At 66.2% G+C, this 18,659-nt stretch carries 19 protein-coding genes; 13 read left to right on the top strand and 6 right to left on the bottom strand.

Annotated features, from left to right (window positions below; translation table 11 throughout):
• Window positions 1–90: 90 nt before the first annotated feature.
• The 4 genes from Q0O95_RS09025 to Q0O95_RS09010 all read right to left on the bottom strand — a co-directional run bounded on the left by Q0O95_RS09025 (window position 91) and on the right by Q0O95_RS09010 (window position 3,305).
• Window positions 91–561 (bottom strand): GNAT family N-acetyltransferase, encoded by a 471-nt coding sequence (locus Q0O95_RS09025; protein ID WP_293697559.1) that lies wholly within the window; start codon window positions 559–561, stop codon window positions 91–93.
• 35 nt (window positions 562–596) lie between these two features.
• A complete protein-coding gene (locus Q0O95_RS09020) occupies window positions 597–1,751 on the bottom strand; it encodes a DNA recombination protein RmuC (protein ID WP_293697558.1) in 1,155 nt (384 codons plus the stop codon).
• Between the two features lie 64 nt (window positions 1,752–1,815).
• Window positions 1,816–2,673, bottom strand: a complete 858-nt coding sequence (locus Q0O95_RS09015) for a phosphotransferase (protein WP_293697557.1) — start codon at window positions 2,671–2,673, stop codon at window positions 1,816–1,818.
• Window positions 2,674–2,696: 23 nt separating this feature from the next.
• A complete protein-coding gene (locus tag Q0O95_RS09010) occupies window positions 2,697–3,305 on the bottom strand; it encodes an exonuclease domain-containing protein (protein WP_293697556.1) in 609 nt (202 codons plus the stop codon).
• Between the two features lie 236 nt (window positions 3,306–3,541).
• On the opposite strand from Q0O95_RS09010, the gene Q0O95_RS09005 reads away from it, so the two are divergent.
• Window positions 3,542–3,895 carry a hypothetical protein gene (locus tag Q0O95_RS09005; protein ID WP_293697555.1) on the top strand — a complete coding sequence of 118 codons (354 nt, stop codon included), beginning with the start codon at window positions 3,542–3,544 and terminating at the stop codon, window positions 3,893–3,895.
• 221 nt (window positions 3,896–4,116) lie between these two features.
• On the opposite strand, the gene Q0O95_RS09000 is transcribed toward Q0O95_RS09005, so the two are convergent.
• Complete coding sequence (locus Q0O95_RS09000; RefSeq protein WP_293697554.1) at window positions 4,117–4,608, bottom strand: DUF3515 domain-containing protein; 492 nt, start codon at window positions 4,606–4,608, stop codon at window positions 4,117–4,119.
• 159 nt (window positions 4,609–4,767) lie between these two features.
• Between Q0O95_RS09000 and thiL the strand changes: the two genes are divergently transcribed.
• The gene (gene thiL, locus Q0O95_RS08995; protein WP_293697553.1) at window positions 4,768–5,712 is read left to right on the top strand and encodes a thiamine-phosphate kinase; all 945 of its coding nucleotides are present in this window, start codon (window positions 4,768–4,770) and stop codon (window positions 5,710–5,712) included.
• Window positions 5,713–6,071: 359 nt separating this feature from the next.
• Here thiL and rsmD read toward each other — a convergent pair whose 3' ends face one another.
• Window positions 6,072–6,629 (bottom strand): 16S rRNA (guanine(966)-N(2))-methyltransferase RsmD, encoded by a 558-nt coding sequence (rsmD, locus tag Q0O95_RS08990; protein ID WP_293697552.1) that lies wholly within the window; start codon window positions 6,627–6,629, stop codon window positions 6,072–6,074.
• Window positions 6,630–6,694: 65 nt separating this feature from the next.
• Between rsmD and Q0O95_RS08985 the strand changes: the two genes are divergently transcribed.
• From Q0O95_RS08985 to Q0O95_RS08935, 11 genes are all read left to right on the top strand, one after another.
• Window positions 6,695–8,881, top strand: a complete 2,187-nt coding sequence (locus tag Q0O95_RS08985) for an ATP-dependent DNA helicase RecG (protein WP_293697551.1) — start codon at window positions 6,695–6,697, stop codon at window positions 8,879–8,881.
• A 26-nt stretch (window positions 8,882–8,907) separates the two neighbouring features.
• Window positions 8,908–9,393, top strand: a complete 486-nt coding sequence (gene coaD / locus Q0O95_RS08980; RefSeq protein WP_293697550.1) for a pantetheine-phosphate adenylyltransferase — start codon at window positions 8,908–8,910, stop codon at window positions 9,391–9,393.
• A 4-nt stretch (window positions 9,394–9,397) separates the two neighbouring features.
• The gene (locus tag Q0O95_RS08975; RefSeq protein ID WP_293697549.1) at window positions 9,398–10,348 is read left to right on the top strand and encodes an AAA family ATPase; all 951 of its coding nucleotides are present in this window, start codon (window positions 9,398–9,400) and stop codon (window positions 10,346–10,348) included.
• On the top strand, window positions 10,345–11,424 hold the full coding sequence (locus Q0O95_RS08970; RefSeq protein WP_293697547.1) for a DUF58 domain-containing protein: 1,080 nt from the start codon (window positions 10,345–10,347) through the stop codon (window positions 11,422–11,424). Before Q0O95_RS08975 ends, Q0O95_RS08970 begins: the two co-directional genes overlap by 4 nt.
• Window positions 11,421–13,781 carry a transglutaminase domain-containing protein gene (locus Q0O95_RS08965; RefSeq protein ID WP_293697545.1) on the top strand — a complete coding sequence of 787 codons (2,361 nt, stop codon included), beginning with the start codon at window positions 11,421–11,423 and terminating at the stop codon, window positions 13,779–13,781. The genes Q0O95_RS08970 and Q0O95_RS08965 overlap by 4 nt, the downstream gene beginning before the upstream one ends.
• Before the next feature lie 12 nt (window positions 13,782–13,793).
• On the top strand, window positions 13,794–14,513 hold the full coding sequence (locus tag Q0O95_RS08960; protein ID WP_293697543.1) for a Type 1 glutamine amidotransferase-like domain-containing protein: 720 nt from the start codon (window positions 13,794–13,796) through the stop codon (window positions 14,511–14,513).
• On the top strand, window positions 14,507–15,175 hold the full coding sequence (locus Q0O95_RS08955; protein ID WP_293697541.1) for a uracil-DNA glycosylase: 669 nt from the start codon (window positions 14,507–14,509) through the stop codon (window positions 15,173–15,175). The genes Q0O95_RS08960 and Q0O95_RS08955 overlap by 7 nt, the downstream gene beginning before the upstream one ends.
• A gap of 213 nt (window positions 15,176–15,388) precedes the next feature.
• A complete protein-coding gene (locus Q0O95_RS08950) occupies window positions 15,389–15,799 on the top strand; it encodes a hypothetical protein (RefSeq protein WP_293697539.1) in 411 nt (136 codons plus the stop codon).
• 40 nt (window positions 15,800–15,839) lie between these two features.
• Window positions 15,840–16,238, top strand: a complete 399-nt coding sequence (locus Q0O95_RS08945) for a hypothetical protein (protein ID WP_293697537.1) — start codon at window positions 15,840–15,842, stop codon at window positions 16,236–16,238.
• A 4-nt stretch (window positions 16,239–16,242) separates the two neighbouring features.
• Window positions 16,243–17,676, top strand: coding sequence for an amidase (locus tag Q0O95_RS08940; protein ID WP_293697535.1), 1,434 nt, complete (start codon window positions 16,243–16,245; stop codon window positions 17,674–17,676).
• Between the two features lie 50 nt (window positions 17,677–17,726).
• Window positions 17,727–18,413: a hypothetical protein gene (locus tag Q0O95_RS08935; protein WP_293697533.1), complete on the top strand. Its 687-nt coding sequence runs from the start codon at window positions 17,727–17,729 to the stop codon at window positions 18,411–18,413.
• The last annotated feature ends 246 nt before the right edge of the window (window positions 18,414–18,659 follow it).

Here is an 18,659-nt window from a genome sequence, read left to right as displayed (position 1 = left end):
AGCTAGGGTGCGAAAAACTTCGAAACATGACCATCATGTTTCGAAGTTTTTCGCACCCAGCGGGCACGTTGTGGTGCGGGAGGTGCTCGCCTAACGTCGGGAACCCGCGCTCGTCAGAGTTCGGGCTCCCACGACTTCCCCGAACAGCCGCTCGCCCGTCGGTTCGAATCCGCACTTGAGGTAGAACCGCTCAGGGCCTCCGTCTCCCTGCTCCCAGAGCACCGTCATCCGCGTCCATCCGCGGCGCAGCGCCTCACGCGCAACCTCCTCCACAGCGAAACGCCCCGCGCCCGTGCCCTGCGCGGCGGCCGCGACACTCAGGCGCCAGATGCCGCAGCGGAACGGCTCGAGTTCATTCTCGGGGTCGAAGTTGGCCATGACGAAACCGATGACATCGTCGCCGCGCAGGATCACCCTCGGCCAGGCCGTCGGCGTCACGTAGGCTTCGGCAAGCGACTCGACGTTGGGCGCTACGAAACGTTCCTGCCCGGGTTGCAATTCGAGCTTCAGCAGCGCTGGCAGAGTCTTCTGAGAGGGCGGTTCGATTCTGAGTTCGGTCATATCGACACGCTAACGGTCACGTCGGACACTGAGCGTCAACGGCCGTCTGGAGAGAATTCCGGTGCTGTCAACGTGCGCGGCCCGGTGTCGATCTGATCGATGGTCGGCACCGACTTCGCAGCGCTCAGCTCGTCGAGCTTCCTGCCCGTGACCAGTACGCGAGACTCCAGCGTCGATGTGAACGCATTGAAGTGCTGCACCGACTTCTCGAGCGAGCCGCGCATCCGCTCGATGTGCCCTCCCATCGTGCTGATGCGCTCGTAGAGTTCGGTAGCCAGATGCAGGATGCGCTGTGCGTCTTCCGCGACGTTCACCTGCGTCCAGGAGGCGGCGATGGCGCGCAGCACGCTGAACAGCGTGACGGGGCTCGCCAGAGCGACGCCCCTACCGAACGCGTGCTCCAAGAGCGCGGGGTCGGCATCCAGCGCTGCCGACAGGAGGGCTTCAGAAGGCAGGAACAAGATGACGAGCTCGGGGCCCCCTGCAACCTTGCGAGCGTAGTCGCGCTTCGCGAGAGCATCCACGTGCCCCTTCAACGCTCGGGCGTGCTCCGTGAGCAATCCGTCGCGCTCGTCGGCAGACTCCGCTCCCTCCGGTAGCGCGGTTGCCCGCAGGTAGGCATCGAAGGGCGCTTTCGCATCGAGCACGAGATGCCTGTCGCCCGGCAGATGCACAACCATGTCGGGCCGCGATGCACCGTCGGCTGTGTTTGCCTGCACGTCGAAGTCCACGCGCTCGAGCATCCCCGACGACTCGACGACCCGCTGCAGCTGTGTCTCGCCCCACATGCCGCGCGACTGCGACGATGACAGCGCTTTCGCGAGCGAGTCGGCCGAGGCGCGCAGGCGCTCTTCGCTCTCCAAGGATGCCCGCAGCTGCTGCGAGAGCGTCCCGTGCTGCTGAGCACGCTGGGTCTCCACTTGCTGCACGCGCTGGTTCAGCGACTGCAGACTCTCGGCGATGGGTTGCAGCCGTTGCGCAACCTGCGTGTGCTCACGCGCCTGGTCGAGCTGCGTTTCGTAACCCCGCACCGTCGCATCGAGAGCGGCATTGCTTCGCTCGAGTTCTGCGAGACGCGGGGCCGAACGGGCGCGCCCTATCGACAGCCCTGCGAGGATGCCGAGCCCCGCGGCCAGCACGGCAAGCAGCAACGGCAGGATCACGGCGAGTGCGGTCGGAATCTCGATCATGCAACAAGGCTCGCACGCACGACCGACACAGCCGGGCAGACCTGCTGCGAAGAAGGCGAACGGGCTATTGCATCAGCTTGCGCGAGGCCCGCTCGACGGTGCGTTGCACCTCATGCTCCGGTCGATTGCGCAGCAGCGCGAACGCAACAACCATCATCGGGAAGAGGTCGCGGAACACCGCAGCCCTCCGAACGGTATCCGCATCGGCGAGTTGCCCCGCCAGCTGCCAACCGTGCCAGTTCGCGAGCGCAGCGAGGTCTTCCGCGGGATCCTCTTCGCACGCGAGGTCCCAGTCGAGGACACCCACGACTCTTCCGGCGGACCAGTGGATGTTGGTTCCGCCCAGATCGGTGTGATTCAGCGCGAGTTTTGGCGTTTCGAGCGTGGCCAGCGCATCCGTCCGGCGCTGCGCAATCTGTCGAACGGATTCCGGTAGGGCAGGAATCACCCGCTGTTGCATGACGTCATACCAGTCGGCTCCACCGAAGAATGCTCGGGCGGAAGCGAGGTATGGTCGGAGGCTATCGAGCGGAATGTCGTGGATCTCGTCGAGTAGCGAACGCAGGATTCGCGGGTCGGCAGGCTCGGCCGGGTGCGGCTCGCCGGCAACTCGTTCAACCGCGATTGCCGTCACACCTGCAAGACTGCGCGCAGGAGCTAAGGATCGAGGCACAGAGAACGTCAGTGGCGGCAGCGAATCCACGAGTCGCTGCGCACGTTGAATCTCACTGGCTGAGTCGACGTCGCGCGCCACTCTGACGGCCGCATCACCGGCAATGACGACGAGGGAAGAAGACCCGGAGCGCACCCACTGCCACTGTTCGAGCGACCGATAATGGCCGGCATCCCGCAGTAACTGTTCGACGAGCGCGATGGTTGCGTCCTCGTCGGGCTCGGGGTAGTCCGCTTCTAACGTCGTCATATGTTCCAGCCTTGTGTATGCGCTCAGCGCCACCAGGCGTCGAGTTGCTTCTCGGCTTCGGCCGCCGGGCCGATTCGTAGGAACTGGGCGGAGCAGATCTTCAGCAGGTGTTCCAGATCCGCGGCCTCGTGCCGCTTGGCGGCGTGCACGACGATGGCTGCGCAGGCTTCCGCATCCGCGGCTGCGTTGTGGTGCTGAAAGTCTTCGAACCCCGCAGCCATGGCCGCCGACGGCAAACGGTATGAGTCGAGATGATACGTCTTGCGGGCGATGCGAAGCGAGTCGGCCCACCGAGACTCCGGCACGGGCATGCCGCTTGCCGTCGCCGCCGACTTCATGACCCCCATGTCGAACCCGGCGTTGTGGGCAACGAAGGCGTCGCCCGCTGCGAATTCGAGAATCCGCTCCTGCTGGTCGGCCCACAGGGGCGCCTCGATGACCATGGCAGGTGTAATGCCGTGAATCTTGATATTCCAGGCGAGGAACTCATCGTGCCCCAGAGGGGGCCGGATCAGCCAGGAGTCGCGCGCCACGATGCTGCCGTCGGCAACCTTCACGAGACCGACGGAGCAGGCGGAGGCAGCTGAGCCGTTGGCGGTTTCGAAGTCGATCGCGGTGAAGTTCAACGGCATGCCTCCATTCTGGCAGCCGCATACGACAATGACGTTCTCGACGTGGTCCTGGCCGGGCCTCACTGACCCGCATCGGCAGGGAGTTCGCGGGTGCTTTGCGGGCCTCGCGTGGCGCGCAGCAGCGAAGGTCGCCCGACGTCGAATCGAACGATCACACGGTGCCAACGTGCTGTCACGGATCGTGAAACCCCACGGCGGAGAACAGGCACGCATCATTCGTACGGAATGATGGAAGCATGCAGGGTGACATCGAAACGCAGCTGGCCGACATCGAAGCGACCGATCACGAGGGTGCATGGGCCATTGTTCGAGACGCTGAACTCGTCGTCCCCGCGGTCGTCGGCAATCCGCGCGACCCCGCAAGCGGAAAGTACCTGCAGATCACGCACGGCGATCTGGTCGTCATCCTGGCGTTCACATCGAAGAAGAAGATCGGCGGCTTCGTCACGCAGACCAAACGGCACGTGAATGCGCTCGGCAGCGATCTCGCGGCGAACATCCCAGCGGGAAGCGCGATTGGGCTGAACCTCGGGCAGCCGGATGCGCGGCTCTTCCTGCCGGAGGTCATCGCTGCTGACGCGAACGTATAGGGCCGCTGGGGCTCTCCGCCGCGGGGGGCCGATGTCGTGCTCGCTGGATCGCGTGATCTGTTCCCGGTGTCGGGATTTTGTCGGTTTGTGCCGAATGTATGGCTATCAGCCCGACATCGGGCACATTCCATACATTCGGCACCGCCTGCGAATTTTTCGGGCCATGGACGGCCCCGATCGTCGCGCACCCGCAGCACGCAGTATCCCGGCCAGGTACGGCGCTAGGGCTGCTCGACCTCGTCGTAGCCGACGCACGTCGCGTACAACTCGGTATTGCCGAGTGCCGGGGAGACGCGGCCCAGCGCTTCGACGCCCGTGACCTGCGTCGTGTCGATCGTGACTTCAACAGCGGGTGAGCGGCCGTACGTGACGAACGTGTACGTGTCACCCTCGGTGTGCACATTGATCCAGTCGACGTCATCGACCGGCATGCACGTGTCGGTCGTCGGGCCCGGTTCGGGCACGCCGCAGCGCATGACGACCGCAGCGGGGGATCCCCAAGCGCCGGTGCCCTGCGACGAGGTCTGTCGTTTCGGCAGTGGCTCTTCACCGGTGCCCATCTCCTCGGGCAGGTTCAGGACGACGGATGCGCATGCCGGGTCGATCGCGTTCTCCGCGGGATCGACGGAGACGGTTCCCGCTGGGCCGCACGCGGTCAGCAGTGTCGCGAGACCGATGCCGACGGCGGAAAGAGTCAGGACACGACGCACCATGCCTCCAGGCTACCCTCCTCGGCTTGCCAAGTTCTCGGTCTCCTGGCGTTGGCGAGGCTCATATTCGGCGTGTCGTCCCCCAGCGACCGAGAAGTTGACACAGTCAGGTGAAGCGGAGCGGGGCGGGGTGAGACCCGTTCGCCGTCGAACGAATCTAGAATGGGACGTGTGGCGACGATTGCGGAACTCGGGGAGCGCGGCGCGCTCGAGCGGTTTTTGCCATATCTGACGCAGCCGCGCAACGTGCTGGTCGGGCCCGGGGACGACGCCGCCGTGCTGCGCGCGGGCAGCGAACTCGTCGTCACGACAGACACGATGTTCGAGGGCGCCGACTTCAGGCACGACTGGTCGACGTTCGCCGATCTCGGAACAAAAGCCGTCACGACCAACCTCACCGACATCGCTGCGATGGGCGCAGAACCGACGGGGCTCGTCATCGCGCTCGGCGTCCGCGGCAGCATTGATGTGCTGGGTCTCGAGGAATTCGCGCAAGCAGCGAACCGCACCCTGCAGAAACTCGCGCCCGGCGCCGGTGTCGTGGGCGGTGATCTTTCGACTTCCGAGCGAACCGTGATCTCGGTTACCGCTCTCGGCGACATGCGCGGGCGCACACCCGTGCTGCGCAACGGTGCGCGTGCGGGCGATCGCATCGTCGTCGCGGGGGAGCTGGGGATGTCCGGCGCGGGCCTCGCGCTGCTGGCGGCCGGTGAGCATCCCGTCGACGAACTGCGACGCAGACACCCACGGCTCATCGAGGCCCACGTTGCGCCTCTCGCGCCCGTCCACCTCGGACCCGCGCTCGCCGACGCAGGTGCGACATCCATGCTGGACGTCTCCGACGGACTCGTGCTCGACGCCGGGCGCATCGCGAAAGCGTCAGGGGTCGAGATGCGCTTCGACAAAGCAGCGCTGGAGGCGTTCGGCGTCGAACTGGAGCACGTATTGTTCGGCGGAGAGGATCACGCGCTGCTCGCGACACTGCCGCAGGAATCGACGCCTCCGGAGGGCGTCCGCATCGTCGGCGAAGTGCGAGGCGGCGAAGCGCAGGTCACGCTCGATGGCGAACCGGTGCGGGAGCGCGGCTGGGACCCTTTTCGACGCTGACAGACGCCGACACGCGCATCCTGGTCGCGCACACTTCTCGGTCGATACATGGCGACACGCCTGTATAGCGCGTTCATCCCGTCCATAGACCGAGAAGTGTGCGCATAGAGCGGCTTGTTTCGGCTGGTGGGTCAGGTTGGGGCGATGCCAGGTCAGTCTGTGACGATAGCCCGCCCGGCCACGATAGCTCTGCCCTGCGACGATAGCCCAGCCCGGCGAGGATAGCTCTGCCCTGCGAGGATAGCCCAGCCCTGCGATACCAGCTCGGCCCGGCCACGATAGCTCTGCCCTGCGAGGATAGCCCAGCCCTGCGATACCAGCTCGGCCCGGCCACGATAGCTCTGCCCTGCGATGCCAGCTCAGCCAAGCGTCGGCGAAAGCCAGTGGATGACGGTGTCGCCGTACTTCTTCGAACGCTCGAGCTCGAGCCCGGGCACGTCGGGCGCTCCCGCACGCTTCGATTGCTCCAATACGACGATGGCGTCGTCGGCGAGCAGCGTGACGAGCAGCGTGAGCGTCTCGTGCAGCACGCCTGCGTCGAGGTCGTATGGAGGGTCGATGAGCACGAGATCGAACTCGGCGTCCGAATCGGCGAGGAACCGCTCGGCCCGCTGCGTCACGACCGATGCGCGAGCCGCTCCGCGCTCGGCCACTGCGTTCGCGTTGCGCTGAGCCACTGCTGCGGCAGGTTTCGCACTGTCGACCAGCACGACGGATGCGGCACCCCTGCTCGCCGCTTCGAGCCCGAGTGCTCCCGAGCCGGCGAAGAGGTCGAGTACTCGCGCTTCGTCGATCGCACCACGCGCATCGAGCGCGGCGAACAGCGCTTCTCGTACGCGATCGCTCGTGGGTCGTGTCCCGGAGGAGGGAATGGACAGCGACGTCTGCGCCGCGAGCCCTGCGATGATCCGAGTCACGACTCCATTTGACCACAACACGGGAAACGCACGCTGCCGTCGGAGGCTGCGACTACGCTGATGCTGTGGGTGAGGGCAGGGCATCGAGTGCATTTCCGATCATGGAGCGACCGCTCGACGCCTTCCTGGCTGAGCCCACCGTCAAGAAGTTCAAGAAGCACCTGAGCATAGAAACGGTCGGCGATCTCCTGTGGCATCTGCCGCGGCGGCACTATCGCCGCGGCGACCTCACGGACTTCAGCGAGCTCGCCGTCGAGGATTTCGTCACGGTCGCCGCCCGCATCGCCAGCGTCCAGACCATCGATCCGCAACAGCGGTACGGGCCTCGCGGCCGCAAGCCCTCGCGCACGGTCATCACGATCTCCGACGGCGCACGATCACTCGATCTGGTCTTCTTCAACATGCCGCAGTGGCAACGGGAGAAGCTGCGAGTCGGGGAGTCGGGGCTGTTCTCCGGCACGGTCTCGAGCTTCAACAAGAAGCTGCAGCTCGCGCATCCCGAGTGGGAGGTATTCGACGATCTCGACTCCTCGAAACAGGAGTCGTGGGCCGAAGGGCTCGTGCCCGTCTACCCCGCGAAGAAGGGATTGACGTCGATCGCCATCCGCAAAGCGATCGGCAAGGTGCTCGAGCTCATCGACGTCGACCAGATCCCCGAGCTCCTGCCGGATGCGGTGCGTTCAGAAGAGGGTCTGCTGCCGTTCGGGAGGGCGCTCGCCGCCTATCATGTGCCCACGACCGAGGAGGAATTTGCGGCAGCGACCACGAGCCTGAAGTGGCGGGAGGCCATGCTGCTGCAGACCTATCTCGTGACGATGCGCGAATTCAACAAGCAGATCGCTTCGACGATGAGGCCGGCGGGCGAGCTCCTGTCGCGATTCGATCGCCAACTGCCGTTCGAGCTCACCGACGACCAGCAGCGGGTCGGAGAAGCGATCGGGGCGGATCTCCTGCGCGCGCATCCCATGAACAGGCTGGTGCAGGGCGAGGTGGGTTCCGGTAAGACCGTGGTTGCGCTGCGAGCAATGCTGCAGGTCGCGCAGAGCGGTGGGCAGTCGGTCATGCTCGCGCCGACCGAGGTGCTGGCATCGCAGCACTTCACCTCGATCGTGAACCAGCTCGGCAAGCTCGCGCAGGAGCTGCATCCGGTGCTCATAACGGGGCAGCAGACGGCGGGCGAACGACGGAAAGCCGCTCTTGCTGCCGCCAGCGGCCAATCGCGCATCATCGTCGGCACGCACGCGCTCTTTAGCGACAAGACGTCGTTCGCCGACCTCGGGCTCGTCGTGATCGACGAGCAGCACCGGTTCGGCGTCCGCCAGCGGGAGGCGCTGCGCAGCAAAGGCATCTCACCGCACACGCTGCTGCTGACCGCTACACCGATTCCTCGCACCGTCGCCATGACCGCGTTCGGCGACCTCGACGTCTCGGAACTGCGCACGATGCCGGCCGGCCGAGCGGCTATCGAAACGTTCGTCGTGCAGCAGGACCAGCAGCCGGCGCACTTCCACAGGGTCTGGAGTCGCATCGCGGAGGACGTCGCGCGCGGGCGCCAGGCGTTCGTCGTCTGCCCCGCGATCGCACCGGGGGAAGTCGAGAAGAGCTCGCAGCTCGCGGATGAACAACCCACGCGTTTCGCGATGGCGGACGTCGAGACGACGTTGCTGAACATGCGAACGCTCTCGGCTCTCGACGGCATCCGGATGGCTCCTCTCACGGGCGCGATGTCGAGCGACGACAAAGAGCGAACGATGCGAGCGTATGCCGGGGGCGAGCTCGACCTCCTCGTCGCGACGACCGTCATCGAGGTCGGCGTCAACGTGCCGAACGCGACCGTCATGGTCGTCATGGATGCGGAACGCTTCGGGCTCTCCCAGCTGCATCAGCTGCGCGGCCGTGTCGGGAGAGGCGAGCACGGAGGGCTGTGCCTGCTCGTTACGAGAGCGGCACCGGGCAGCGCAGCCGACGATCGCGTCACGGCACTCGCGCAGACGACCGACGGTTTCGAGATCGCCGAATTCGACCTTGCGCAGCGCCGCGAGGGGGATGTCCTCGGCCAGCGGCAATCCGGTGCGGTCTCGAGTCTGCGGGTGCTGCAGGTGACGTCCGACCGCGACATCATCGTGCGTGCGCGAAAGGCGGCGGAGCATCTCATCGAGCGTGACCCGCGGTTGCAGCACCACGACGTGCTGCGCAATTCGGTAAAAGATCGACTGGATCCGGATGCTCGCGCGGCGTTGCATGCCAGTTGACACCGAGCCGCGGTAGGATCGAAATCATGTCTCGCATCGCTGTCGTGCCCGGTTCCTTCGACCCGGTCACCCTGGGGCACTTAGACGTCATCGAACGCGCTGCGGGCATTTTCGATGAAGTCCATGTGCTGGTCGTGCACAACCCCGATAAGAAGGCGTTTCTGCCGGTTCCCGAGCGCGAATCGCTCATCCGGCAAGCGATTCAGGAGCGCGGTATCTCGAGCCCTGTCGAGGTGACGAACTGGTCGATGGGGCTGCTCGTCGACTACCTGCAGCAGGTGGGCTCGAACATCATCGTGAAGGGGCTGCGATCGAACGTCGACCTCTCGTACGAGACCCCGATGTCGATCGTGAACCGCGATCTCGCAGAGGTCGAAACCGTCTTCCTGCTGACAGCCCCAGAGCACGGGCACGTCTCCTCGTCGCTCGTGCGGCAGGTTGCGACACTGGGTGGCGACATCAGCCCCTACGTGCCGCGCTCCGTAGCGACCTTCCTGCAGAAGCACCGGTAGTCCCGTGACGGCGGAGTTTGCGACGGCGATCGAGCGCGAAGTTGCCCGAGTCATCGACGGCAAGACCGAGCAGATTCGTACTGTCCTGACCGTGCTGCTTGCCGGTGGCCACGTGCTCCTCGAAGACGTTCCAGGTGTCGGCAAGACGCAGCTTGCTCGCGCGTTCGCGGTTGCGATCGGCGGCACCGTGCACCGCATCCAGTTCACCCCCGATCTGCTGCCGAGCGACATCACGGGCGTCACGATCTACGATTCGGGGCAGCGCAGTTTCCAGTTCCACGAGGGGCCGGTGTTCTCGAACATCGTGATCGGCGACGAGATCAACAGGGCGAGCCCGAAGACGCAGTCGGCGCTGCTCGAGTGCATGGAAGAGGGCCAGGTCACGATCGACGGCACGACCCATGTGCTGCCGCGGCCGTTCATGGTCATCGCGACGCAGAACCCCTTCGACATGGACGGCACGTTCGTGCTGCCGGAGGCGCAGCGAGACCGATTCATGGCCAGGCTCGAGATCGGGTACCCCGATGCATCGGCCGAGCTCGCGATGGTGCGATCCCGGCATACGAACGCCCCCATCGACGACATCCGCACCGTGATCGATCTCGCCGACTTCTCCCGTCACACGGAGGCGTCGCGCACCGTTCACGTCGACGAACGGGTCGAGCGCTACGCGGTCGGCATCGTGAGAGCGACGCGTGACCTGCCGGAGGTGCGGCTCGGGGCTTCGCCGCGGTCGACGCTGCAGCTGATTCGCGCTGCGAAGGCCTCCGCCTATATCCAGGGCCGCGATTGGATGTCGCCGGAGGACCTGCGCGAACTGGCACCGCAGATCCTGTCGCACAGGCTCGTCATGCGCGACGGCGGTGCGAACTACGACGACGCGACGGAAGCCGTGCACATTGCACTCGCGAAAGCGCCGGTGCCGCCGATATCGCGGGTGCCAGCGACGCGATGATCGTCCCAACGGTCCGAGGCGGGATCTTCCTGCTCGCGGGCCTGGTGTGCCTCTTCCTCGCCTACGGGACTGGCCAGCGGGGTCTGCTGGTGCCGGGCGTTCTGCTGCTGGCGGTCGTCATGATCGGTGCACTGTCGTTGATTCCTGTGATTCGCAGAGGTCGTTTCGAGATGCGGATGCCCGCGGACGTTCGCGAGGGAGCAGGCGACGACATCATGCTGCACGCCGACCCCGCCTTCGTCGGCGGTAAATTCCGATGGCGTTCGATCGCGTCGGGTCACTGGACGCCGTGGACGCGATTGGAGGGGGAGCGCGGCGCGATCTTCACAGGTGACCTCTCGAGAGGGGTCTACCCCGTTGTCCCGCTCAGGGTGCGCGCTGTCGACGCACTCGGCGTCTGGTACTTCCGCAGCAGCCAGGGCGGCAGGCAGCATCTCGTGGTGGGCCCGCAGGTGATCTCGCTCGAGTCGCTCGTGCAGAGCGGCTTCGGGTCGCAGTCGTACGCGAACCTGCTCGGCGTCACCGACCAGGTCGATCAGCTCGTGCGCGACCACAGGCGAGAAGACGGTATGCGTCGCGTGCACTGGAAGCAGAGCGCGAAACACGATCGTCTCATGGCCCGCAAAGAGGAACCGCCCTCCGTCGGGAGCGTCACGGTGGTCTTCGACACGGTGCGAGAGAGCTACCGCGATCGCGACGAATTCGACGACGCCGTTCGTACCTTTGCGTCGCTGCTCGTGACCCTGTCGGAGCACGGGCTCGACATCCGCGTCGTCGAGTCGGGCAAGCCCGCGCTGCCGCCGTACGCGGGAAAACTGGGGGAGCATGAGCTCGTGAGCAGGCTTGCCGACTTCGATGTCGCCGAGCCCGCTTCGCTGCCTTCGCCCGGGAGCCGCGAACGAGTGCACGTGATCACCGGTGAGCGGCCGGCTGCGAACGTGCGCGAATTCATCGGCGAATTGGGCACGCAGGACACCGTGTGGGGTGCGTCCGACGAGGTCGTGCAGCGCGGCAGGGCCGAGCGGATTCCGCTGGTTCCCTTCGAAGCGATGAGCCTCGAGGGGATGCTCACGTGACCGGACCGACGGGCGCACACGCCACCCGCAGGCAGCGTGAGGAAGCTCATTCTCGCGGGCGCAACGACCTCGCGGTCGCACCGCTGCTCTTCGCCCTGCCCCTCGCGGGGCTCATCACCGCCGCGCCGGCGACGGGATGGTCGTGGATCTTCGCCGCTGCGCTCGCGGTCGGCATCATGGTCGCGATCGGAACCGGTGTCAGAGCATCCGGTGCCGACTCGCTGCAAACACGAGCGCTCGCCTGGTGGCTGCAGGCGGCTGCGCTGGCGTTCATCCTCGTGCTGCGCGAAGCGCTCGTGAGCGATTGGGAGCCGGCGCTCAGCGGCGCGGCGCTGTGGGAGCTGCTGCAGTCGCTGGGCTTCAGCATCGGCAACGGCGTCTGGAACATGGCCTGGTACACGGAGCTGCCGTTCCCGGCATCGGATTCGAAGACGACCGTCATGGTGCTGGCCGCGGGGGTGTTCACGCTCCTCAACGATTTCGTGCTCCGCGTCGTCCGTCTGCCGGCGCTGGCCGTTGCCTGGATGCTCCTGCCGGCACTCATGCCGATGGCCATTCGCATCGACATGCAACCGCTGCTGCTCGTGCCGGTGTCGCTGCTGCTCGTCGTTGCGCTGCTGACCTGCGGTCAGCGCATCAGGGGCGCTCGATCGAAGAAAACGGGGCTCGCGATCGTTGCGGCCTCGGCGGCGATCGTGCTTGCGCTGCCGCTCGCGCTGCCCGACCCGCGCGGGCTGAGCTGGCGGATGCCCGACCTGTTCACGAGATCCGGCTGGTTTGCCCCCGCCTCGCCCGTGCTGTCGGAGGACATCGACCTTTCGTCGCACCTCCAGCGCCCGGACCCCGTCGAGATCATGCGGTACAGAACATCGGACGGCAACCCGTCGTACTTCAGACTGACGGCGCTGAGCGATACGTCGCAGGGAGGGTTTGCCGAGTCTCCGTACGATGAGGACCAGATCTCCTCCTATTTGACCGGAACCGAGCCGACGCCGTTGACAACCGGTCAGTATGAATTCTCGGCGGAAAGCACCGGCTTCGTCACGCAGTATCTCCCGGTGCCGACCAATGTCACGTTCATCCCGGGCCAGCAGGAGAGAGTCGCCGGCCAGGATCGCATGACAGGCGGCGTGCTCTTGCAGCCGGATGCTGCGGAACTGCCGCTCGGGTACGAGTGGAACGGTACCGCAACCAGGACGATTCCCGACCCCATGGTGTTCGAGGAGATCTCTAGAGAACCCCGCGGCTGGGGATTGTTCGAAACGCTCCCGAGTGAAGTCCAGGAACTGCGTCCGCTCGCGGAGGAGATCGTCGGGGATGCCGGCAGCGATGTCGCGATGATGGATCGGCTCGTCGAATGGTTCAGGGCTGATGACTGGCAGTACTCGGAGGAGATACCGTTCGCTGGGTTCGGCAGTGACCAGGAGGGCCAGTGGCAGGCGCTGCACGCGTTTTTGGAGGAGCGCGTCGGCTATTGCGTGCACTATGCGTCTGCGCTCGCGGCGCTCGCCCTGTCGCTCGAAATTCCTGCCCGGGTCGCGATCGGCTTTCTGCCCGGCGAGCGGCAGGATGACGGTAGCTTCTCCGTCACGACGAACGATATGCACGCCTGGACGGAAGTGCAGTTGGAAGGGCTCGGCTGGGTGAGCTACGACGTCACGCCGGCGATTCTTGCGGGCGAGTCGCGCGCATCCGATCCGGGCGGCAATCCGTTCGGGCCGGACGGCACCGCTCCAACGCCGCGACCGACGGAGACCGAGTCGCCGTCGCCGACCCCCAGCGAAGACGCGTCTCCGACGCCCACCGATTCGGAAGAACCGTCTCCGAGCGATTCCGACGACCCCAACGACCCGAACGACGAGCTGCGTCCCTCCGACGAGGCCACACCGAATGGCGAAGAAAGCGAAACGCAAGAGGAAGAGGAATCCACCCCCGTGCCGACAGCCGCACTTGTGCTGCTGGGCATCGTTCTCGTGGTCGTGCTGCCGGTGCTGATCCGGGGAGCGCGGCGAACGCTGCGAAGACGGGCCGGTGTCGTCGGCGCCTGGAACGAAGTGCTCGACACGGCGATCGACGTCGGCGTTCGCATCCCGCCCGGCGCGACGGCCGCGCAGGTCGTGCTGCTCCTGCGCGAACACCTCCCGGACGACCTGGCGAAGACGCTCGCACGCATGCGGCTGGATGCCGAGTCGGCATCCTTCGGCAGACGGGATGCCGTGCTGCAGCCCTACGACGTGGCCGCTGTCCGCGCCATCTCGCGCGAACTCTGGCGGCAATCGACGCCGTTCGGCGGCATCGTCCGTCGCTGGCTGCCGCCGAGCCTGATACCGAAACGACTACGCTCGATGCAGACATAGAGGGAGACACGTATGGCGATTCACCTGTTCGGCGGCGGTTGGGCCGAGGACGAGTCGGACTGGACGGGCAGGTTCTTCGAGGATGCCCGCGCACGCGCCGGCAGGAAGCCCACGGTCGTTTGTATACTCTGGTCGCGCACCGAGGAGGAGGGCGTCCGCTGGCACGACGAGTACCTGCGAGATCTCGGTCGCTACGACGCCGAGGTGCGTATCGTGCAGTTGACGGCCGAGCGGCAACTGCAGGGTTCGGATCTCGCGGATGCGGACGCCATCTTCGTCGGCGGCGGGCACACGCCCGGCTATCACGCGGCCGTCATGCCGCTCGCCGACACCGTGCGGGGGCTTGTCGCGAGCGGAGTGCCGTACGGCGGCTTCTCGGCCGGCGCGATGATCGCGGGCGATACCGCGCTGCTGGGAGGGTGGCGCGTCGGAGGAGTCCCGATGACCCCCGAGCGCAACAGCGAGCAACTCGACGAGCTCACGCTGGATGCGGGCCTCGGGCTCGTAGACCTCGTGGTCGACGTGCACGCCGCGCAGGAGGGCACGCTCTCGCGGGCTGTCGCCATGGTGGATGCGGGCCTCACCGAGCAGGCGGTTGCAATCGACGAGAAGACATCGCTCATCGTCTCGCCGGGCGGGCTCGAAGTCGCAGGCGTTGGTAACGTCTGGGCGGCGCAGTCGGGCGAGAACGGCACGAGGGTGACCGTACTGGCCGGTGAGCGCGCGTGGTGAAGCCGCTCGCAGAGCTGATCGCACCCGACTGGGCCGAGGCGCTTCGCCCCGTTGAGCCGACGATCCGGTCGATCGGCGAACGTCTGCGATCCGAGGGGCAGGAGTATCTGCCTGCGGGGGAGCACGTCCTCCGCGCCTTCACGCAGCCGCTGGCGGATGTTCGGGTGCTGATCGTCGGCCAGGATCCGTATCCGACACCCGGCCACGCGATCGGGCTCTCGTTCGCTGTCGAACGGCACGTGCGACCACTGCCCAGGTCGCTGCAGAACATCTATCGCGAACTGGGCGACGACCTCGGCATCCCGCCGGCGCAGCACGGCGACCTCACCCGCTGGTCGGAGCAGGGCGTCCTGCTGCTCAACCGCGTGCTCACCGTTGCTCCCGGCGCTCCAGCATCGCACAAGGGCTGGGGCTGGGAAGACGTCACGGACTGCGCCATCGCTGCGCTGACCCGTCGCGGAGGTCCGCTCGTCGCTGTCCTGTGGGGCGCGGGAGCCAGATCGCTGAGCGGGAGCCTCGGCTCGGTTCCGCAAGTGGCCAGCCCGCATCCGTCGCCGCTGTCCGCATCCCGTGGCTTCTTCGGTTCGAAGCCGTTCTCGGCCGTGAACCGGCTCCTGCAGGAGCAAGGGGCCGACCCCATCGACTGGCGAATCGAACCCTAGCGAAGCAGGCCGAGGAACCGCGATTCGCTACTCGGTCAATTAACGAATTCAGGGGCGAGGGGCGTAAAGTCGGTCGGGTTGTCCCACACGGTACCGAGCGCGAGGCAGGAACATCGGCTTCGCACTGTGCATGCACTCAGGAGGTGGAAGCCGGTTCGAAGGAGAACCGACACCGTTCCCATGCCACCATTCGTTCTTCTCTATGTTCTGGGCATGACGCTCACCGGCGGCATCTGGTGCGTCTCGCAGTCCCTCGTCGAAGTCGCAGGCGCACTCAGCGCGAGCCTCGGTCACGTTGTCGCTCTCGGGCTGGCCGCGGCATTCATGGACTGGTGGCTGTCCTGGAGCCGCTCGGAGACGCTCTCCGCGAGATCGGTCCTTGCTGTCGGAGGTCTTGTCGTCGTGCTCGCGCTGCTGCTCGCGATTCCGCTGCAGTCGCTGGCGCTCGTGGTGTCGAGCCCCGGTGGCTGGCATCCCGCGCTGTTGAGCGGATCGACGGTCGCGACGGGGCTCTTCTTCAGTCTGACGACGAGCATCCCGGCGTTCGTTCTCGCTCTCGCGGCAGCCACGCTGCCGTACTCCGCGTCCGTGCGCGCTAGAGCGAAACGGCTGCTCGCCCGCTGACTTCCTCGCGCGTGTCGGCAGTCGGGTGCAATATGGGTGCATGACGAAGTTCGACGAGTGGCAGGAGTCGAAGCGTCGCGCGGAAGCCGACGCTCATGCCGCCGCGGCTGCGCACGACGTGCAGGCGACGCTCACCGATCTCGGGTTGGGCATGTGGCTCGTGACGGTCGCGGGCGTGAATCGCGGAACGATTACGCAGATCACGGTCGGAGAAGAGACCAGGTATGCGGCGAGGCTGCGGCACTTCAACCCCGGTCAAGGGGTGCAGATCGGTGAGTACTGGGAGCTCGACAAAGCTGTCGAGGCGATTCTCGCCGAGGCTCCGAAGCTGCCGGGGCGCGACCCGTTCGAACAGCTGACGAACTACGCGACGCGAGAGCAGATGCGCGAGCGCACGGAGAGGGCGAGGCTGCGGCGTCGGGCCGGCCGATACGGTTGAGACCATGCACGACATCGCGAACTTCACGGCGCTGGAGCTCTGGGAGCGCATGCACTCGCGCGAGATTTCGAGCGAAGAGGCCACGCGCGCACTACTTGATCGAGCAGAGCGGCTCGACGATCACGGCGCCTTCGTCACGTTGACTGCCGAGCTCGCGCTCGAACGCGCAAGGGCACTCGATAACGCGGATGATCGCACGGCGCTGTTGCACGGCATCCCGACGGCAGACAAGGATCTCCAGTTGCGTGCCGGGGTCCCTACAGGCTTCGGCTCGCGGGCATTCGCGGGCTTCGTGCCTCCTGAATCCGATGCGCTGACTCGGCAGCTGGACGCTTCGGGCATCGTCTCGATTGGCAAGACCGCGACACCCGAGTTCGGGTTCTCGGGCTACACCTCCAGTCTCGCAACCGGCCACACCACGATTCCCGGTCGTTCGGAGCTTGGCGCCGGCGGTTCGAGCGGGGGAGCAGCGGCCGCCGTCGCAGCGGGGCTCGTGCCGTTCGCGCCTGGCAGCGATGCTGGAGGCTCGGTCCGCATCCCTGCGGCAGCGTGCGGACTCGTCGGGCTGAAGCCGTCCCGCGGTCGAATCCCAGCAGCGAGCGGGCTCGGCAGCATAGGGCAGCTCGCGGTCGCCGGCTCGATTGCACGGACCGTGGCCGATGCAGCGCTCCTGCTCGACGGCATGATCCCGCGACAACACGGCAGCACCGTGCACCGCACGACGCTGAGGAGCCCGGAGCTCGACGACGGTTCGCTGCTGGCCAGCGCGGTTCGCGGCGATCGGCCGCGCGCTCGCATAGCCGTGCTGACGGGGCCGACGCCCTGGGAGGACTTCTGCCCGACACCCATCGGTGCAGAGGCGAAGGCGGCTGTCGAGACCGCGGTGCGGGAACTCACCGCGGCGGGGCATGAGATCGAGGAGATCGAAATGCCGCACCTGGCGGGATACGCGGACGAGTTCGTGACGCTCTGGCACTTCAACGCCGCGTCACTGCCGGTGAGCGCGGAACAGTTCGAGTTGCTCGAACCGCTCACGCAGACCTTCATCGAATCGGGTAAGCGTATAACTGCCGACCGCGTCGTGAATGCGCAGCGCAGATTCGTCGAATTCGAGCAGACGGTGCTCGCCGCGTTCGCCCCGTTCGACGCTGTCGTCACACCGACGACCGCCCTCACTCCGCGTCCGGTCGGCTGGCACGGCGAAGATCCGCAGGAGAATTTCCGCAGACAGTGTCAGTACACGCCGCACACGTCATTCGTGAACGTCACCGGGCTGCCCGCGCTGTCGCTGCCGGTGCACGCGCTCGATGACGGGCTCACGATGAGCGTGCAGCTGATAGGCCGGCCCGGTGACGAAGCCGGCCTGCTCGCACTGGGTCGGCAATTGGAGCGGCGCATCCCCTGGCGGGAGCGCATCGAGAGCGGCTTCCAGCAGTAGCGCACGTCGGTCCGCGTACACTGGAAGTGCGAGGCGATCGAGGGGTGAGCATGTTTACGACGCAGCGAGAACCGAGAACCGTCGCACTCACGGGCGGACTGCTGGCAGGAGCCGGTCTGCTGTGGCTCATGCCGCGCAACTTCGGGCTGGGTACCGATTTCGGATTCGTCGGGGGAGCACCGCTCCTTCCGCAGTTCCTGGCCAGCGGAGCCATCGGCTATTTCGCCCAGACCGCTGTGCTCGCCGCCATGATCATTCTCGCGATCGGCCTGCCGCTCGATCGGCCGCGGCAACGTCAGCGCGTAACCCAGGTCTTGCTGATCATCTTCGGTGGATGGGGGTTGTTCGTGTCGATCCTGATGACCGTGCTGCCCGTCAGCGGCGCCCTGTTCGGTCCTTTTCTAGGAACCGCGCTGGAAGTCGCCTACGTCGTCATCGGAGTCGCGGCCGCATGGTTCGTCATCACGCAGCGCGTCTTGGACGGCTGGGAACGATGGCTCATCCTGGTTCTGGCCCTCGCGAAAGCGCTGACGCTGCCCCTCATGCTGGTCGCCATCGTGCTGCCTTCTACGATGCTGGCGGGCGCTTTGGCAACCGCGCTGTTCGACCTCGCACCGTTCGCGCACCTCGTCGTCGGCGGGCTGCTGCTCGCTGCCGGTCTCATCTCGAAGAACCGTCTCACCGCCCAGCTGTACGCGGAAGGGCCGGACGATCCGGACCCTCAGCGTCACCCGTAACGGCTACCGCGTGCCTCTCGTGCATCGTCGGTTTAGCTCTGAGCCAATGCTCGGTCTATGCGGCGACTCAAGACAATTATTTCGATACTCGCCGGTATTGACCGAGAAATGGCCCGGACCGTGCGGGTGACGGCGGTAGGACGGGCTTAATCGTGGGGTAACCGGTCGCCTTCCCTGAGGTAACCGCCCGCTTCGAGCCCCGCCTCGATCTCGAAGCGGTTTCGCAGCGGGTCGAGACCGGCCGCG

This window comes from uncultured Agrococcus sp., from assembly GCF_945915485.1.
In the GTDB taxonomy this organism is placed as follows: Bacteria; Actinomycetota; Actinomycetes; order Actinomycetales; family Microbacteriaceae; genus Agrococcus.
This window is presented reverse-complemented; position numbering and strand designations above follow the sequence as displayed.

Bases quoted from the DNA above. Each gene is read 5' to 3' on its own strand.
- Q0O95_RS09025 (WP_293697559.1), bottom strand. From the start codon at position 561: ATGACCGAACTCAGAATCGAACCGCCCTCTCAGAAGACTCTGCCAGCG.
- Q0O95_RS09020 (WP_293697558.1), bottom strand. From the start codon at position 1,751: ATGATCGAGATTCCGACCGCACTCGCCGTGATCCTGCCGTTGCTGCTT.
- Q0O95_RS09015 (WP_293697557.1), bottom strand. From the start codon at position 2,673: ATGACGACGTTAGAAGCGGACTACCCCGAGCCCGACGAGGACGCAACC.
- Q0O95_RS09010 (WP_293697556.1), bottom strand. From the start codon at position 3,305: ATGCCGTTGAACTTCACCGCGATCGACTTCGAAACCGCCAACGGCTCA.
- Q0O95_RS09005 (WP_293697555.1), top strand. From the start codon at position 3,542: ATGCAGGGTGACATCGAAACGCAGCTGGCCGACATCGAAGCGACCGAT.
- Q0O95_RS09000 (WP_293697554.1), bottom strand. From the start codon at position 4,608: ATGGTGCGTCGTGTCCTGACTCTTTCCGCCGTCGGCATCGGTCTCGCG.
- thiL (WP_293697553.1), top strand. From the start codon at position 4,768: ATGGGACGTGTGGCGACGATTGCGGAACTCGGGGAGCGCGGCGCGCTC.
- coaD (WP_293697550.1), top strand. From the start codon at position 8,908: ATGTCTCGCATCGCTGTCGTGCCCGGTTCCTTCGACCCGGTCACCCTG.
- Q0O95_RS08970 (WP_293697547.1), top strand. From the start codon at position 10,345: ATGATCGTCCCAACGGTCCGAGGCGGGATCTTCCTGCTCGCGGGCCTG.
- Q0O95_RS08960 (WP_293697543.1), top strand. From the start codon at position 13,794: ATGGCGATTCACCTGTTCGGCGGCGGTTGGGCCGAGGACGAGTCGGAC.
- Q0O95_RS08950 (WP_293697539.1), top strand. From the start codon at position 15,389: ATGACGCTCACCGGCGGCATCTGGTGCGTCTCGCAGTCCCTCGTCGAA.
- Q0O95_RS08945 (WP_293697537.1), top strand. From the start codon at position 15,840: ATGACGAAGTTCGACGAGTGGCAGGAGTCGAAGCGTCGCGCGGAAGCC.
- Q0O95_RS08940 (WP_293697535.1), top strand. From the start codon at position 16,243: ATGCACGACATCGCGAACTTCACGGCGCTGGAGCTCTGGGAGCGCATG.
- Q0O95_RS08935 (WP_293697533.1), top strand. From the start codon at position 17,727: ATGTTTACGACGCAGCGAGAACCGAGAACCGTCGCACTCACGGGCGGA.